10 protein-coding genes are annotated in these 18,832 nt (G+C 37.8%); 7 read left to right on the top strand and 3 right to left on the bottom strand.

The features are described from left to right. Nucleotides 1-25 precede the first annotated feature (25 nt). Nucleotides 26-1,252, top strand: coding sequence for a 23S rRNA (adenine(2503)-C(2))-methyltransferase RlmN (rlmN, locus tag ACFINM_RS01340; protein ID WP_375639804.1), 1,227 nt, complete (start codon nucleotides 26-28; stop codon nucleotides 1,250-1,252). Nucleotides 1,253-2,042: 790 nt separating this feature from the next. Here the strand turns inward: rlmN and ACFINM_RS01335 are convergent. Then, complete coding sequence (locus ACFINM_RS01335) at nucleotides 2,043-2,681, bottom strand: LysE family translocator (RefSeq protein ID WP_375620884.1); 639 nt, start codon at nucleotides 2,679-2,681, stop codon at nucleotides 2,043-2,045. A gap of 170 nt (nucleotides 2,682-2,851) precedes the next feature. Between ACFINM_RS01335 and ACFINM_RS01330 the strand changes: the two genes are divergently transcribed. The 6 genes from ACFINM_RS01330 to trxA all read left to right on the top strand — a co-directional run bounded on the left by ACFINM_RS01330 (nucleotide 2,852) and on the right by trxA (nucleotide 15,182). Next, nucleotides 2,852-4,087 (top strand): argininosuccinate synthase, encoded by a 1,236-nt coding sequence (locus ACFINM_RS01330; protein ID WP_375639799.1) that lies wholly within the window; start codon nucleotides 2,852-2,854, stop codon nucleotides 4,085-4,087. A 373-nt stretch (nucleotides 4,088-4,460) separates the two neighbouring features. Next, entirely contained in the window at nucleotides 4,461-6,122 is a 1,662-nt protein-coding gene (locus ACFINM_RS01325; RefSeq protein ID WP_375620882.1) for a lysine--tRNA ligase, read from the top strand. Then, nucleotides 6,122-7,696 carry a peptide chain release factor 3 gene (locus tag ACFINM_RS01320; protein WP_375639794.1) on the top strand — a complete coding sequence of 525 codons (1,575 nt, stop codon included), beginning with the start codon at nucleotides 6,122-6,124 and terminating at the stop codon, nucleotides 7,694-7,696. The genes ACFINM_RS01325 and ACFINM_RS01320 overlap by 1 nt, the downstream gene beginning before the upstream one ends. Nucleotides 7,697-8,082: 386 nt before the next feature. Continuing rightward, on the top strand, nucleotides 8,083-11,202 hold the full coding sequence (gene addB, locus ACFINM_RS01315; protein WP_375639790.1) for a double-strand break repair protein AddB: 3,120 nt from the start codon (nucleotides 8,083-8,085) through the stop codon (nucleotides 11,200-11,202). Nucleotides 11,203-11,204: 2 nt separating this feature from the next. After that, the gene (gene addA, locus ACFINM_RS01310) at nucleotides 11,205-14,681 is read left to right on the top strand and encodes a double-strand break repair helicase AddA (protein ID WP_375639785.1); all 3,477 of its coding nucleotides are present in this window, start codon (nucleotides 11,205-11,207) and stop codon (nucleotides 14,679-14,681) included. 177 nt (nucleotides 14,682-14,858) lie between these two features. Next, nucleotides 14,859-15,182 (top strand): thioredoxin, encoded by a 324-nt coding sequence (gene trxA / locus ACFINM_RS01305; RefSeq protein WP_375639781.1) that lies wholly within the window; start codon nucleotides 14,859-14,861, stop codon nucleotides 15,180-15,182. A gap of 648 nt (nucleotides 15,183-15,830) precedes the next feature. Here the strand turns inward: trxA and tsaE are convergent. Together tsaE and ACFINM_RS01295 are read right to left on the bottom strand one after the other, a co-directional pair. After that, on the bottom strand, nucleotides 15,831-16,301 hold the full coding sequence (gene tsaE / locus ACFINM_RS01300) for a tRNA (adenosine(37)-N6)-threonylcarbamoyltransferase complex ATPase subunit type 1 TsaE (protein ID WP_375612787.1): 471 nt from the start codon (nucleotides 16,299-16,301) through the stop codon (nucleotides 15,831-15,833). Between the two features lie 51 nt (nucleotides 16,302-16,352). After that, a complete protein-coding gene (locus ACFINM_RS01295) occupies nucleotides 16,353-18,818 on the bottom strand; it encodes an ATP-binding protein (RefSeq protein WP_375639777.1) in 2,466 nt (821 codons plus the stop codon). Nucleotides 18,819-18,832: the final 14 nt, after the last annotated feature.

The following is an 18,832-nucleotide window of genomic DNA, read 5'->3' as shown; positions in this document are numbered from 1 at the left end:
AAATAGTGATGTGAATTGGAAAGCAATGGCCATTTCCTATGACCTTAGACCAGTTGGTTCATGTTTTGCACGAAAAACAGATAATGTGGTCGTGAAGGAGAGTTCTAAGCTCTCTTTAATTGGTTTGTCGCAAGATGAAATGATGCAAGCTTTAAAGACAGTTGGTGTACCAGAGCATCAAACGCGTATGCGTGTGCGTCAGCTTTGGCATTGGCTTTATGTGCGTGGTGTTTCAAATTTTGATGATATGCTGAATATTTCTAAAGCAATGCAAGAAACACTTAAGTGTCATTTCTCCATTGCGCGCCCAGAAATTGTTGGAGAACAAATATCAAAAGATGGTACGCGTAAATGGCTCTTACGTTTTCCTGCACGTGGAGCTGGAAGGCCTGTTGAAATTGAAACGGTTTATATCCCTGAAGAAGGGCGTGGTACTTTATGTCTTTCATCGCAAGTAGGGTGTACGTTAACCTGCTCTTTTTGTCATACGGGAACGCAGATACTTGTTCGTAATCTGACCGCAGAAGAAATTTTGGCACAATTATTGGTTGCACGTGATTGTTTGGGTGATTTTCCTGATAAGAATACCCCTGATGGAGCAATTGTTCCCATTGAAGGACGAAAAATTACCAATATTGTTATGATGGGAATGGGAGAACCTCTTTATAATTTTGAAGCTGTTAAAAAAGCTTTATTGATTGCCTCTGATGGCGATGGACTTTCTTTATCAAAACGTCGAATTACGCTTTCAACTAGTGGAGTTGTTCCTGGAATTATCCGAACTGGAGAAGAAATTGGTGTTATGTTAGCAATTTCACTCCACGCAGTACACGATACACTAAGGGATATGCTTGTTCCCATTAATAAAAAATATCCGCTTGCTTTACTAATGGAGGCTTGCCGTAATTATCCTGGTCTTTCTAATGCAAAGCGAATCACATTTGAATATGTTATGCTGAAAGATATCAATGATAGTTTAGATGATGCTAAGCGATTGATTCAGTTATTGAAAGGGATTCCTTCTAAGATTAATTTAATCCCTTTTAATCCGTGGCCAGGGAGTAATTATCAGTGTTCTGATTGGGAGAAAATCGAGCGTTTTGCTGATGTTGTTAATCAAGCGGGCTATGCTTCTCCTATTCGGATACCGCGTGGACGCGATATTTTAGCTGCATGTGGACAGCTTAAATCAGCTTCAGAGCGCTTACGTAAATCTGAACGTTTACGACTTGAAAATGCCATTGGTCATTAGGTAACGCAATTTTCAGCGATATCGAGGCCTATACTTTTTTGTTTGTAATTTAATATCCAAACTTCATGCGATGGCATATGTGAGACAGAGATTAAGATGGATAAGTGCTAGATGAACAGTTTCAGCGTTTATATGCTAAATGGGGTAAGAGATTGTCTATAGTCTGTTTACATAATCTCTGAAATAAGAAGGAAACCTAATTTAGAGGGAATATGAGGTCTTAAGGATTATAACTAATTTCTACCTTATTATCATACTCGTTAATTCGGTTTTATGTCTTTTAAAAGCATCTACGGTAATATCTTTTAAAAAGTGGAGATTGTGCAGTGCTTCATGCTTTTGTTTATTATTTTTTTTAATAAGATCACGCTTCACAAGCAAAACAGAGGATCTAAAATATAAATACCATTGAGTTATCCATTGATATGTTTTTTAAGTATCTCTTAGTGCACTCTTCATATCACGATAATGCTTGTGAGGAGTATAACAAAAAGCTTCTGTGAATGTATTGTACTCCTCCACCTTTATGTTTAATAAAGGTGTAAATTGGTACCACCATTCTATTTTTCAGCTCCCAATGTTGTAACAGCTTTTAGTACTTGAGATGGTTTATAAGAGGTGTTTTTATTCTTTTCTTAGATAGTTTTTATCCATACGAAAACTCCAGCTTCTTTTGTGATGTACAAAGGAAAGGTATTGTTTTATTCAAAATAAACAGGTTTGAAATGAAAAAATCTTATAATATTTGTTTTTTTATTTAAATTAAAAGCGATACATTACACCTTATAAATCAATTTGTAACGATAAGAAGATGGAGGGCAAAGCTGGTAAAAATACCTGCAATAAGCCAGTCAAGAAAGCGAATATAAAGAGGGTTCTTTTTGAGAGTTTTGGTAAGTTTATGCGCTGTAAAAACGATTGCAATTGTAATGGGGAAAGAAATAGGAATATAAGAGAGTCCTAAAAAGAGTAGCTTTTGTGTTGCCATAGGATCATTCGCATTGATAAATTGTGGTAAGAATGTTGCGTTAAAGAGTATGACTTTAGGATTGAGAAGATTAATTCCAATACCAGCAAGATAGTTACGTTTAGCGCTTTGAGATTTAGAAGATGTCTGTTCAAAGGAAAAAGTGGGGTTTCTCCGTAAAGCTTGAAAGGAAAACCATAAAAGATAAAAGGCACCAACAATTTTCAGAAGAACAAAAGTATGTGGGGCAGCAAAAATAAGCGCTGATAAGCCAAGTGCTACAGCCGTAACCTGAATGGCAAATCCTGTTGCACTACCCAAGGCGCACATAATTCCAGCTTTTTTGCTTTGTGTAATGGTTCGTCCTACAGAAAGCATCATATCTGGTCCTGGAATAATTGCTAAAATCAACGATGCTAAAGCAAATTGTACAACAATAGACCACTCCGGTAGAAATGACACGTAAATCTCCTTTTATTTTTAAGCAGTGTTCACTATTTATACTTTGAGGCGCCTTTATTTACGCTTTTTGCGTCTTTTTAATGTTGCTTAAAAAGAATTTATTTTTATATTTCTTGCATCGTTTTGATTTTTGGGTAGAAATAAAAAAGTAGCTCATATAGAACGTTAAAATGAAAAAGTGGCAAAATATTAGAAAAGTTGTTTTGGCTTATTCAGGTGGATTGGATACGTCAATTATTCTCAAATGGTTACAAAGTGCGCTAGGTGTTGAAGTTGTAACTTTTACAGCAGATTTGGGGCAGGGAGAAGAGCTAGAACTTGCTCGTCGTAAAGCTGAAATGCTAGGTGTTAAAGAGATCTACATTGAAGATTTGCGCGAAGAATTTGTGCGTGATTTTGTGTTTCCGATGTTTCGAGCCAATACCGTTTATGAGGGGACTTATCTTTTAGGAACATCAATTGCACGTCCACTTATTTCAAAACGCCTTATTGAAATTGCTGAGGAAACAGGGGCAGATGCCATTGCTCATGGAGCAACAGGAAAAGGCAATGATCAGGTACGCTTTGAGCTTTCCGCTTATGCGCTTAATCCTGATATAAAGATTATTGCTCCATGGCGTGATTGGGATTTTAAGAGTCGGACAGATCTCTTTGAATTTGCTCGTATTCATCAAATTCCTGTAGAAAAGGATAAGCAAGGTGAAGCGCCTTTTTCAGTGGATGCAAATTTATTGCATTCTTCATCAGAAGGAAAGATTTTGGAAGATCCAGCACTTCCTGCTCCTGAATATGTCCATATGCGTACTCTTTCGCCGGAAGATGCTCCAGATCAAGCAACCAGAATTACTCTTGGCTTTAAAAAAGGCGATGCTGTTTCAATCAATGGAAAAAATTTATCTCCTGCAACTTTACTTGCAGAATTAAATCATTATGGGCGCGATAATGGTATTGGTCGGTTAGATTTGGTAGAAAATCGCTTTGTGGGTATGAAATCGCGGGGTATTTATGAAACACCAGGTGGAACCATTCTTTTGACGGCTCACAGAGCAATAGAATCTTTAACGTTAGATCGTGGTGCAGCGCATTTGAAAGATGAATTGATGCCACGTTATGCAGAACTCATTTATTATGGATTTTGGTTTTCGCCGGAACGTAAGATGTTGCAGGCAGCGATTGATTTATCTCAAGAACATGTTGAAGGTGAAGTCACGTTAAAGCTTTATAAGGGGAATGTAATTATTGAAGGGCGCCAAAGTAAAAAATCACTTTATTCCAGTGAGTTGGTAACTTTCGAGGATGATCAAGGTGTTTATGATCAAAGAGATGCAACTGGTTTTATTAAATTAAATGCCCTACGTTTATGTACATTAGCAAGGCGTCATCAAGTTGATAAAGAAAAGAAATAGAAAGTTACGGTGACAAGTGTAATGTGGATTAATGCTTTTGTATGAAATGCCTAGTTTAAGCATTTTTCTGTTGGTTTTTACCGTTCTTTCGTTCAATACTAGAAGCTTATCTTCTGCGCTAATAAATATAATAAGCAAAACCCATGATAATAATAGCAATGGAGGCTTCGATAATCAAAACAAGTCAATTTTGCTTTATAATATTGAATGTTTTTGATTTTTATCAGAACAAAATATGTTTATAACGAGGGCGGTTTTTGTATAGTGACTTAAGAGTATAAAGAAATTTTCATCTTTTTGCTTGCTATTATTGACGAATAAATTCAAGAACCATACACCCTATTTTAAAAGAGTGTAATTTTTAGGATAAATAATGATGCGTGATCAGTGTGATACCCTCAACCTTACGCCTGAATTAAAAGATGCAGCTTCTCAATCGAGAACTTGGCCATTTGAAGAAGCACGTAAGATTATCAAACGGTATGAAAAAACGGGTTATCCAGACAGTGTGATATTTGAAACAGGTTATGGCCCTTCTGGTTTACCGCATATTGGAACTTTTGGGGAAGTTGCACGTACAACCATGGTGCGTCATGCATTTCATATTCTCACGGAGAATAAAGTAAAAACAAAATTACTTTGTTTTTCTGATGATATGGATGGTTTGCGCAAGGTTCCTGAGAATGTGCCTGATCGCGAGAGGATGGAACATTATCTTGGTCAACCGTTGAGCCGTGTACCCGACCCTTTTGGAGATGATTATCCTTCTTTTGGAGCGGCAAATAATGCGCGGTTACGGGCTTTCCTTGATCGTTTTGGTTTTGATTATGAATTTGCAAGTGCTACGGATTATTACAATTCCGGTCGTTTTGATGAAACACTTTTGAAAATCCTTGCCTGTTATGACAAGGTTATGGCAATTATTTTACCAACATTAGGTGAAGAACGGCAAGCGACCTATTCACTCTTTCTACCGATTTCTCCCTTTTCTGGAAAAGTATTACAGGTACCGATGATTGCGCGTAATGTTGAAAAAGGGACTGTCACTTATATTGAACCTGAAACAGGAGAAACCATAGAAACAGAGGTTACGGGGGGCAAAGTTAAGTGTCAGTGGAAGGTAGATTGGGCAATGCGTTGGACAGCACTTAGCATTGATTATGAAATGGCCGGAAAAGACCTTATCGATTCCACAAATCTTTCTTCTAAAATTTGTAAAGTATTAGGTGGAACCCCCCCAGAAGGATTCAACTATGAGCTCTTTTTAGATGAGAAAGGGCAGAAAATTTCCAAATCCAAGGGAAATGGCTTAACCATTGATGAATGGCTTACTTATGCCCCAACAGAGAGTTTAGGGCTTTATATGTTTTCAAAACCTAAAACAGCAAAAAGGCTTTATTTTGATGTTATTCCTAAAGCTGTAGATGAATATTATGCTCATCTTTCTGCTTATGGTCGTCAAAAATGGCAAGAACGGCTCAGTAATCCTGTATGGCATATTCATAATGGTTGTCCACCGCAGGTTGATTTGCCTGTATCCTTTGCGATGCTTTTAAATTTGGTAAGTGCTTCAAATGCGGAGAATGCAGAAGTTCTTTGGGGTTTTATTTCTCGTTACGCTAAAGAAGCAAATGCACAAACTTATCCAGAACTTGATCAATTGGTGAAGTTTGCCATTAAATATTTTGATGTTTTTGTTAAACCAAACAAGAAATTTCGTATACCAGATGATAGCGAACGAGCAACATTAGCACAAATTGATGAAAAATTAGCTCATTTACCTGAAACTGTTGATGGCAACATATTACAAAATATGCTTCTTGATGTTGCACGATTAACGGAACGCTATCAAGATCATAGCAAAAAAAGCCCTGAAGGTGGGCCTGGTGTTTCTAATGTTTTTTTTCAAATGTTGTATGAAGTCCTTCTTGGACAAGAGCGAGGTCCACGATGGGGATCATTTATAGCGCTTTATGGGATTAATGAAATGCGTGCACTGATTGCTGAAACACTTGCACGTCCTGTGGAGGAATAATGGAACGAAGAGTGCAGGAAGTAAAGCGACGCCGTACATTTGCAATTATTGCTCACCCAGATGCGGGGAAAACAACATTAACAGAAAAGCTTTTATTGTTTGGTGGTGCTATTCAACTTGCAGGAGAAGTAAAAGCCAAAAAAGATCGTATTCAAACCCGTTCTGATTGGATGAATATTGAGCGTGATCGTGGTATTTCCGTTGTGACTTCGGTGATGACGTTTGAATATGAAAATCATATTTTTAATCTCCTAGATACCCCAGGCCATGAAGATTTTTCAGACGATACCTATCGCACACTCACAGCTGTTGATAGTGCTGTTATGGTGTTGGATGGGGCCCGCGGGATTGAGCCTAGAACATTAAAATTGTTTGAAGTGTGTCGGATGCGGGATATTCCTATTGTTACTTTTATCAATAAAATGGATCGTGAGGCACGTGATCCTATAGAGCTTTTAGATGAAATTGAAGAAAAGCTTGCTCTTGATACCGCCCCCATAACATGGCCCATTGGGTCGGGTAAAGATTTTGTCGGGACCTATGACCTTCATCATAACCGTTTTCGCCAAAAAGATGATGAGATAACACAGCGGATCGTTTCAAATCCCAGTGAGGTTGTCCATTTACTCCCTGAATATCAACGTTCCACTTTTATTGAAGGGGTAGAACTTGCTCAAAGTGTTTGCAAGAATTTTGATCTTCAAGCTTTCCGTGAAGGTCATATGACTCCGGTTTATTTTGGTTCAGCTTTACGAAATTTTGGTGTTCGTGATTTGATCAATGCACTTATTGATTTTGGTCAAAGTCCTCGTGATCAAAGTGCAGATCAGCGCAATATCATAGCAACTGAACCTAAAATGACGGGATTTGTTTTTAAAATTCAAGCGAATATGGATCCTAATCATCGTGATCGTATTGCATTTTTTCGGGTATGCTCGGGAACACTTGAACGTGGTATGAAAACAAAGTTGGTCCGAACAGGAAAACCGATGACACTTTCGGCTCCACAATTTTTCTTTGCGCGTTCGCGCCAAATTGCTGATCAAGCCTATGCTGGTGATATCGTAGGAATCCCTAATCATGGAACATTGCGTATCGGCGATACTTTGACTGAAGGAGAAGATATCCTCTTTAAGGGAGTACCAAATTTTGCACCAGAGATTTTGCGTCGTGTTTGTTTGGGCGATCCAATGAAAGCAAAAAAGCTCAAAGAAGCTTTGCAACAAATGGCTGAAGAAGGGGTTGTGCAATTGTTTATTCCTGATGATGGGTCGCCTTCTCTCATTGGTGTTATTGGTGCTTTGCAAATTGATGTTTTAAAAGAGCGATTAAAAATAGAATATTCTTTGCCAGTGAATTTTGAGTTTGCACGCTTTAATTTATGCCGTTGGATTTCAGCGCAGAGCAAAGATGAGTTGCAAAAGTTTCTCAGCAATCACCGCTCTGCTATTGCGTATGATTTAGAAGGTGATCCAGTTTTTTTAGCGGAGAACCATTTTTCATTAAATTATGAAGCAGAAAGAGCTCCTAAGATAAAATTTTCTACTTTTAAAGATTATCAAGTAAGCTTTTAATGTAAAGAAGAATTTTTTATGTAACAATTTGGTTGATAATGATTTTTCATATTGAGTTGGGGATCTGAATATTGTTATTTTTTCTGAAAACAAAAGGAGTATGTAAAGAACACTTTCAGATTGCACTGTATAAAGAATACGGTAAATTTATTTTATAATATTCAATAAGTTATAATATATTTGTAATTGTAACGTCTTTTAAAATTTTGATATATTTTTTCACAATAGCTTAAGACAAGGTCATATATTTCAGTATTTTGAATGTCAGCTAAAAATCTCCTGTATAAATAGAGCTTTTCAGTTTTTTCTTGTATGAAAATTGTATACAGTCAAAATAAAGCAAATAATCAATAAGATGAAATTTGTTATTCCCAATATGAGATCATATGACTTATAAACCACGTGTCTTTTCTATATCTTCTGGAATGGCTTTTTTGCCTCACTTTGTTGAGGCACTGCTCTCCGGTACCCTTATTGATAATTTCGCTCCCAATGGAGACATTCAAACTGCTCTTGCCGATAGCCTTATTTATGTTCCGACACGTCGTGCTGCTCGCGCTTTACGTTTAGCCTTTGTTGAAAGAAGCGATACACAATCAACTTTCTTACCAACCATTCGTGCTCTAGGAGATGTCGATGAAGACAGTTTCCTTTTTGTTGAAAATCATACCAGCACTCTGAATCCACCCATTGGAAAAAGTGAACGCTTACTGCTTTTAGCGCGCCTTATTCGCCCATGGCGTGAAAATTTACCTGCGCATCTGCGTGCCATGTTTGGTACAGAAGGTGTACTTATTCCGGCTCATAGTGCTGATGCAATTTGGCTTGCTCAGGATTTAGCGCATTTGATGGACGAAATTGAAACAGAAGGAGCAGATTGGTCGAAACTTAAAGATATTGCACCTGATATGGTCGCTGAATGGTGGCAAATAACGCTCGACTTTCTGACTATTGTTACGCAAAATTGGCCACAAATCTTGACCGAGAGGCAACGAAGCAATCCCGCGGAATGGCGTAATCAAGCACTCACAATGCATGCAGAGACTTTGCGATGCACGCAGCCTGATAAACCTATCATTGCTGCTGGTGTGTCAGGTTCTATGCCCGCAGTTTCTCATCTTTTAAAGGTTATAGCTTCTCTGCCCAAAGGGGCTGTTGTTCTTCCTGGCCTTGATCTTCATATGGATGAAGAACAATGGAATGCACTAAGCACAAGCAATAAAGAAAAAACAGCTTGTGATTTTTTTGATCCTGCAGAAAATGTTTTTAGCCATCCTCAATATCATTTAAAAAAACTTCTAACTCTCATGGAGTGTCAACGTCATCATGTTTGCGAAATTGGCCAACAAAGTATAACAAAGAAAAAACGAATGGCTCTTTTATCAGAAGCACTCCGACCTGCTTCTACAACAGATAAATGGATACAAATTGTCCGTGATGATTATGAAAATCTTTGTGCAGATTGGTCATTTATTGAAGCTATAAATGAACGTGAAGAAGCTCTCGCTATAGCTGTTACCTTACGCAAAGCTATTGAAAAACCCAAAAAAACTGCAGCCCTTATTACAAATGACCGTAATTTAGCACGCCGTGTTGCCGTGGAATTACAGCGATTTGGAATTGAAGCAAATGATTCAGGCGGAATACCACTTGCACAAACATTGCCTGTAACTCTCTTACGACTTATCTTAGAAAATGTATTGCAACCTGATGATCCCATTGCTTTTCTTTCTCTTCTTAAACATCCCCTTACAACACTCCAACAAAATCGTCATCGTTTACGGGAAATGGCAGAAAATTTTGAACTTTTTGTTCTTCGAGGGAATACAGGGCGCATCAATCTTTGCGAGTGTGATCAATTTCTTGAAAAATGGATTGATACATCCTTTCATAATAGTTCTGAAATCGACACCCTTGATCAGCAGAAATGTGAAGAAGCACGTCTCCTTTGTCATCTTTTGAGGACAGCTGTTGAACCTTTAACATCTCTTATGAAACAAGAGAAAGAATGCACCATCAATGAGGCTGCAATAGCAACTGTTGAGGTTTTTGAAAATTTTGGTCGCAATGAGGATAATTCTCTTGCACATCTTTATCAACACGAAGCAGGACAAGCCCTATCAAAGTTTCTACGTGAATTGGTCAGTGATCAATCAGGATTAACATTTCATCTTTGCGAATGGCCTGCTATGTTTTCTGCCATAATAGCAACTCGTTCCGTCGCACCTTCGCCTGGAGGACATCCACGTTTATTCATCTGGGGTACTTTGGAATCGCGTTTGCAAACGGTTGATACAGTGGTCATCGGCGGTCTTAATGAAGGGTCATGGCCAATATCAACCCGAAATGATGCTTTTTTATCGCGACCGATGAAAATGATGTTAACTCTGGAACCACCAGAGCAGCGTATTGGTCTTTCTGCGCATGATTTTCAATGGGCGATGGGAATGGATAAAGTGGTGATGAGTCGCGCATTGCGCGTTAATCATACGCCTTCCATTCCATCACGCTGGCTACAACGCATGGAAACAGTTGTAGGAAAACAGGTTTGGGAACAAATCCGTGAACGAGGTGAAATACTACGCCATTGGGCAAAGATGCTTGATCATACAAGCATAACTTCTGAGGTGGAACGTCCTTGCCCTTCTCCACCTCTTGATATACGCCCGCGCCATTTTTCAGTCACTGAAATAGAAACATTGCGATATGATCCCTATGCTATTTATGCCAAAAAAATCTTAAGGCTCAAACCACTTAAAGAACTTATTCATGATCCTAGCGCTTCAGAACGTGGAACACTTTATCACGCTATTCTTGCAGCTTTTTGCACACAAATGAAAAATCTAAATGCTGCAAATGCACTCAATGTACTGCTTGCTATTGGGCGTAAAGAGTTTGATAAATTCAACTTTCCACCCGATATTGAAGTAATTTGGTGGAATAGTTTTGAAAATCTTGCTCCACGCTTTATTCAATGGGAACAAAGTTTAGGACTGCGAGAGCGATATTCGGAAGTGGTATCACAAAAAATCCCTATAGGAACAACAGGGGTAACCCTTTCAGGACGTGCTGATCGTCTTGATGTTTTGCCAGATAAAACGGTTGAAATTCTAGATTTCAAAACCGGAACGCCTCCTTTATCAAAACAAGTTCGTGAATTATTATTTCCGCAATTGGCTTTAGAAACAGCTTTACTCATACAAGGGGGCTTCCCAGATTTTCAAGATTTTACACCCTCAAATTTATTTTACATTCCCCTTAACAAAAAAGGTGAAATTAAATCCCAATCAATTCTTTTAAAGAAAAAAGACGGAAAAACTTATCTAAGTGCTGTTGATCTTGCTGAAAATGCATGGGAAAATCTTATCGCACTCATAACTTATTATCAAAATCCACAACAAGGCTATCTCTCACATGCTGTCCCCATGTCAAAACGATATGAAGGTGACTACGACCATTTGGCTCGGTTGTGGGAATGGTCAAGTGGTTTTCATAAAGAAGAGTAATCATGACGTTTTTTTCTATTCCTGAAGCCGCTCTTGATGCACAAGCAACAGCAACACATCCCCAAAAAAACGTGTGGGTTTCTGCAAATGCTGGATCTGGAAAAACCCACGTTTTAAGTGAACGTGTTATCCGTTTGCTTTTAAACGGTACGCCTCCAGCACGTATTTTATGCCTTACTTATACAAGAGCTGCTGCTGCTGTTATGCAATCACGAATTTTTCGCACGCTTTCTAGTTGGAATGAGCTCGATGATGCACAGCTGCAAGAAACCTTAACACGGTTTGAAAAAAAACCTGTTAATGCGCAAAAACTAACTTATGCAAGGCAACTCTTTGCGCGTGCCCTCGAAACGCCTGGTGGCTTAAAAATTCAAACGATTCATGCTTTTTGTGAAGCTCTCTTACATCAATTTATGTTAGAAGCCAATATTGCAGGGCATTTTGAACTTCCCGATGATATCGGTCGAAAAAAATTACAACAAGAATCCCGTCGCGAACTTTTAGCCCGTCGTGATGTACAACCTGCTTTGCAACAGTTACTTCAAGTTATTAGCGAACATACTTTTAATCAATTGCTCTATGAGGCAGTTGAAAAGCAACATAAATTGTCTGATTTTTTATCTTCTCTTTTATCTGAAAATGGAGAAGAAAAATTGCGCGCGCTTTTTAACTTAGCGCCCAATGAAACAAATCAATATCTTCTGGAACAAATTAAACAAACAGCGCGCCTTCCTCTTTATGCTCTTAAGCATTGTGAAACCAATGGTAATCAAAGCTTTAAGGATATGGTGGCAAAACTTTCCCAATTAGAAAAGGTGCATGATCAGACAAATATTCTCAATATTATTTCTGATATTTATTTTACAACAAAAGGTGAGCCGCGTAATTTTTCACATTTATTTCATAAAAAATCAGATGAAATTTGGCCTTTTATTCAACAAATGCTTGAAGATAAACAAAACAAGCTTTCTGTTCTTTTAGAAAAATATCAATGCGCAAAGGTTGCCACCCTCAATATGGCTGCTTTTCAGCTCTGTACTATTTATCTCAAAATTTATAAGAATCTAAAAAAGTCCAATGGCTTCTTAGACTTTGATGACCTTATTGAGCGTACACTTCATTTGTTACAGCGCAAAGGTGCAAGCCAATGGGTGCACTATAAACTTGATCAGGGACTTGATCATATTCTACTTGATGAAGCACAAGACACCAACCCTGAGCAATGGCAAATTATTCAACTGTTGGCACAGGAATTTTTTTCAGGGTATAGCCAACGAACAAACATACGGACTCTTTTTGCTGTTGGAGATGAAAAGCAATCTATTTATTCTTTTCAAGGCGCTGCTCCAGAAAATTTTGCTGCAAATGGACGAATTATTCAAAAAAAAGTGCAGCAAACAAATCAGCAATTTGAAAAAATACAACTGCATTATTCTTTTCGCTCTACAGCAGATGTTCTTAAAAGCGTTGATCTTGTTTTTGAAACACCAGAAAACTATAAAGGACTTTCGGCAGAAAATACAAAAACGGTGCATGAAGCTATCCGTGTTCACAGTCCCGGTGAAGTTGTTATATGGGATGCCATTTCAAAAGAAACGAGTGAGTTTCCTCAAGATTGGCATGCAACTGTTAATCATTTAGATACACCTGAAGTCCGTTTAGCAGAAAAAATTGCTGAAACGATTGCTGACTGGTTACAAAAAGGCGAAATGCTTCCAGCAAAAGGACGCTTAATACGTGCAAGTGATATTATGATCTTGGTCCGTAAACGTGATCAATTTGTCTCAGCTCTTTCTCGTGCTCTTAAACACCGTAATATTCCCGTAGCAGGGGCTGATCGTTTACAGCTTACCAAACATATTAGTATCCGTGATTTAATGGCGCTTGCGCGTTTTGTTTTACAGCCACAAGATGATCTTTCTCTTGCTTGTGTTTTAAAAAGCCCACTTTTTGCTCTTAGTGAAGAGGAACTCTATCAGCTTGCCGCACACCGCACCGGCTCTCTTTGGCAAAGTCTGTGTGCGCATACATCATCGCAGGTATCTTTTAAAGATGCTTTTGAAAAGCTAAACCATTATCGCGCTTTAGTGGATAAAATACCAGTTTTCGAGTTTTATAGCCATATTTTGAATAATGATAAGGGACGGCAAAAAATTCTATCCCGTTTAGGATCTGAAGCAAATGATGTGCTCGATGCTTTTATGGATTATACGCTCACTATTCAAAAAACAGGATTACCAGGATTACAAGCTTTTTTAGAAACATTAAGTGCAAGCGAACCAGAAATTAAACGTGAATTTGAACAAAGTAATGAAGAAATTCGCATTATGACTGTTCATGCTGCAAAAGGACTAGAGGCTGCTGTTGTGTTTTTAGTCGATCCTGGCAGTGCGATTTGGCATCCTCAGCATGCGCCTCACTTGCTTAAAGTTCCTTTAAACAATGCACAATGGAACGGAAAACAAGCCTTTATTTGGCATCCCAATGAAAAGTTTAATACAAAACTCTCTAAACAAGCAATTTCATATTTAAAAGAGCGTGCAGAAGAAGAATATAGGCGTCTTCTTTATGTAGGAATGACACGTGCTGAAGATCGCTTGTTTATTTGTGGGTATAAAGGTCCGAAAACGCCATCTCATACATGGTTACAACTCGTAAAAAAAGCCCTCGAACCGCATGCCCTTGCTATAAAAGATTCTTCGGAAGATATTGCAGCTTGGCGTTATTGCATTACACCTGCTTCTTCTGCTTCTATAAACTCAAAAGTTCCTTCCGCTGAATGCCAAACCTTACCACCTTTGCCTGCTTTTTTCTCCCATAAAATACCAGAAGAACCAGTGCTACCAAAACCGTTAAAACCGTCAGTGGCGAGCCTTTCCATTGAAGCTGATACAGAGCTGTCCTCAAGTCCAAAACAGCTTACCACTTCACCTGTTTTAGGAGCCATGAACACAAACAGAGCTTTTTCCATTGAATATGGTAATCTCGTTCACCGATTGTTACAGTATTTGCCCGATTGTCCCCCACAAAAACGTCGAGATTATGCTCGAAACTATCTCAATATCAAAGCCTCTCATTGGCATGAGAGCCAAAGAGAAGATGCTCTTTGCCATATTTGGAAAATATTAGATCATGTTTACCTCAAGCCCCTTTTCTCTGAGCATTCACGTGCTGAGGTCTCCTTAATGGGTATTGTGAAAATTCGTGGAAAAGAACAAGCAATCTCTGGTCAAATTGACCGTCTCTACATCACGCAAAACAGTGTTATCTTTGCAGATTTTAAAACAGGAACCCCGCCAGAAAATGAAGCTGCTATTGCTTCCCATCATTGGTTGCAAATGGCTCTTTATCGAAAATTATTGCAAGCTATTCATCCCGATAAAGATATACAGGCTCTGCTTATCTACAGTAAAGAAGCCAAAATTTTTAAACTTCCTCCAGAAAAACTTGAGGCATTTCTTAGTGAAGTTGCCTTATAAGCTACTCTTTTCCTTGCAAAGCATTTTTACATTTTATTTACTTTCATAAAATCGCTCAAACAAACACAACGCACAATCTCTGGTGTAAAAAAGTCCTTTAATAATTTATCTTTGCAATAACTTGATATGAATTGTTATTATACCAATCTATAAAAGGTGAATATAAAGGATAAATCAATGACGTGTATAAAAGTTGATAAGGACAATTTCGAAAGTGAAGTTCTAACTTCTTCCACCCCTATTGTGGTTGATTTTTGGGCAGAATGGTGTGGCCCTTGCAAAGTGATTGCTCCAATGTTGGATGAAATTTCAATAGAAATGCAAAATCAAGTTAAAATTGCTAAGGTAAATATTGATGAAAATCCGGAACTGGCTACCCAATACGGAGTACGTTCTATCCCTACATTATTAATGTTTAAAAATGGAAATATTTCATCGAATATGGTTGGCGCTACCTCTAAAGGACGTCTTTCTGAATGGATAAAAGATGGGCTTAGTTAATTCCACATATAATCACTCTAAAGGAGAGAAGTTTTGTCTCTCCTTTTGACTTTTTTAAAATATTCTTTTTTGCATTATATTATAATGAAAAGACAATAAAAATCAAAATTTTAAATGAATTTAAGAATTCGTGCTTTTATGCATGATTCAATTGACCATTTTTATAAAAAATTACTTTGTATGAAGAATATAGGCAATTCTTTCCTTATATGCGTGTTAAAAATACTCGGTGAATGATAATTTCATAAAGGTATTTCTTCTTAGATAAGACTATTGAGATAGATAGTGCTTTCAACACATAAAGGGAGATTTTAAGCAAAAACTTTGCAAATTACTTTTCTAAAGCTCACAACTTTTAAGCAGAAAGAAACAAGCAATTCACTACAGGTTATATAATGCTCTTCTAAAGGGTTATCACTTCAATTTAAAATTCTCTTATACTATTCTCTAAAATAAATTGATGAATTTCTATAAATTAACGGCTGTTCTTTGCAATTTATGTCATTGTGATATAAAAGAGTCAGCATTTCGTTTCATCTTCCATGGTTGGTGCCTCTATGAAGCCTTCTTTATGTTGTTCATCATCTCAGATTTCATAGGTAGTACTGAGGTATTATCAAATTAAAAAATGATGATGTTCATGTTTTTTTAAAATGTACGAATTGTAAAAGACTGTTGCAAACATTCAATGGAATGTTGCGCTGATCTAACTGTTACATGACGCCCATGTTCTTTATAGTGTAAGGTGAGTGCAAAAGTGGCGAGCTCTAAAAGAGCTGTATTTCTTTCTGGCCATTCAACAAGTAAAATATTTTTCTCACGAGCTTCATGAAGCCCTAATTCATCAATTTCTTCTGCCATAGAAAGGCGATAAAGATCAGCATGAATAATTTCAAACTTTGGAAGTTGATAGCTTTGCACAAGAGTAAAAGTAGGGCTTGGAACATCCATAGTGTTATCGTTCGCAAGTGTTTGAATGATTGTACGTGCAATGGTTGATTTTCCAGTTCCAAGATCTCCTTGCAGCGTTACAAGATCTCCTGGCTTTAAAGAAAGAGCTAAATTTTGTGCAAAAAGCTTTGTTGCCTCTTCATTTTCAAGAAAAAAACTAAAATTCATTAAAAGTTCCATGAAATGGATGAAAAATTTTTGTTATCATAAAGGTTAAAATTAAAAAATCGTATCTCCTTTGGAGAGTGGGAAAAAACATTTAACTGTTGTTCCTTTTCCAGAACCGGTAAGAATTTCAACATGTCCACCGTGTAGTTCAACGAAACTTTTTACAAGGGAAAGGCCAAGACCCGCTCCCGCACGCCCACCATGGTGTGAATGGGAAGAAAAACGTTTAAAAATACGATCAAGGACGTCTTCTGGGATGTCAGAGCCCTGATTGTGAACGCTAAAGACAATGTTATCATCTTGTTCATCGACGCAAAATTCAATAGTACTCGCCTCCGTTGCAAAATTAATAGCATTACTCAGTACATTCACAAAAATTTGATGCAAGCGTTTTTCATCAGCAGAAATAGAATTTAAGGAAGGAGAAATTTGTTGTAAAAGCGTAATATGACGTTCATTAAGGCGATCTTCTACACGTGCTACTGCTTGTATCATAGCATCGGCAATGTTAACCGATTTTATGTCCAACTCCATAATGCCTGCATCAAGGGTAGCAAGATCAAGAATATCGTTAACAATATTTAAAAGAGTTCCTGATTCTGAATGAATGTGTTCAAGATATTCTTGTTGACGTTCATTGATAGAGCCGAAAATTTGATCACGTAAAATATCGGAAAATCCAATAATATTGGTGAGAGGTGTGCGTAATTCATAAGAAACATGTTGGACAAATTCATTACGCAAACGATCAGCACTTTCTAATGCTTCATTTTTTTCTTGAAGAGCACGCGCAACATGGACAGTGTCCGTAACATTCACAAAAGTAAGCATCGTTTGTCCATTAGGAAGAGGGACCAGAGTATAGTCAATAATCATATCATTTTTAAGATCTATACGACCTGAAAATGTTTCACGTTTTTCAGCAAAACCGGTAATGAACTTGGTAAATTGATCCCATTCTTGCCCCAAGGTTAAGGCTGAACAATGGCTTTGTAACTGCGTAATATGGGTTCCTTCTACCAGTAAATTATAAGGAAGAGACCACAATTTCGACAAGGCAGGATTCGATAAGCGAAGGCGTCCATCAGTACCAAAAACGACCACACCTTCAGAAAGTTTATCAAGTGTTTCACCTTGTATTTTAATAAGTGTATTATAACGGCGCTCAAGATCAATTTTTTCTGTAAGGTTTTCGTAAAGCCAAGTGACACCTCCTTGTGGATGAGGGTTCGAGACAACACGCACCGTACGTCCATCTGGAAGATTCCAAATTTGTTGGTTCGATTCTGTTTGCCAATAGGCTTTTAAAAGTTCTTCTTTCCATGCGCGCCAATCAGGGTGTTCAGCAATGAGCCCCTTTTCACGTAAACGTTCAAGAAACAATGTATGGCTTGGTTCACTTTCTAAAAAAGAACTCTCCAACGGCCATAAAATTTTGAAAGCATGATTACAGAATTTTAATTTTTGGTTTGTATCAAAAATGGCTACAGCTGTTGAAATTTGGTCAAGTGTTTCACAATGGCTTTGAAGAACATATCTTAATTCATGAGCAAGATTTTCATATGCGCTGTCATCACGTGCAAAAGCTGCCATCCCTTCAGCTGTTGTAATACGTGTGAGATGAAAACGGTGCCGTTCTCCACCAATAACCGTATAAACATGTTCTTGAAAAATTGTTTCTGTTTCATCTGTTTTGCGTTGTGTATTTTCATTGAAAAGATCCCCCACGTCATCACTGTCTTCACGAAAGTCTGTCATTTCTCTAAAGGCGCGATTGATAAAACAAACTTTTCCTTCACAATCTTTTATCCATACGGGCTCTTGAATAAGATCAAGAAGATTACGCTGCATTCTCAGTTCAGTAAGAAGGCGGGCGATATCTTTCTGTAAACGAGAATTTTCTTTCTGTTGTTTTGAGATATCTTGAAAACGAGCAATGGCGACTGTTCCTGCGATGACTCCTGTAACTTGTAGCGGTACATTGTTTGTGGTGGTGATAGAAAGATCAAAAGGGTGACATTTACAACGTAGTTGAGTCAATGCATAATCAAGTTCTCGCAGAGAATTTTCTTCAACCCAGAGCTCAAAACGCTGAAAATCTTTCTGATCGATTCCTATTTTTTGCAATGCAGAAAGAGCACCAACAACACGGGGTAAGGTTGTTGGATTTTCCCAAATAAGAAGGAATTGCTCGGTTTCTTCCAGAAGCCATTCATAATATTTAAGTTTTTCAGAAAAATTTGCCTGAATTATCTTCAAAGGCTTCTGTGCAGTTTTTTTTGCACGCACGGTAACAGCTATACACGAGAGAAGTGAAGCACAAGAAATTCCTCCACACAGCGCTAAAAGCAGCCATGGACCATTCGGCAAAGTGAAGAAAAATGGTAAATAACCTTCCAATGACTGAGCAAAAGCGCATGTTGGAGAAAAAAAGAAAAAAAAGCAAAATATATACGTATAGATTCGGATCTCTTTTTGAGTTTTTTCTTTGGGGTTATAGTCACCAAAGCTGAGCACGGCATCTTTCCCTT

Source organism: Bartonella sp. AA168HLJHH (assembly GCF_042197365.1).
Lineage (GTDB): Bacteria > Pseudomonadota > Alphaproteobacteria > Rhizobiales > Rhizobiaceae > Bartonella.
Note: the sequence above shows the minus strand (reverse complement) of the source record. Positions and strands in the feature narration are given on the sequence as shown.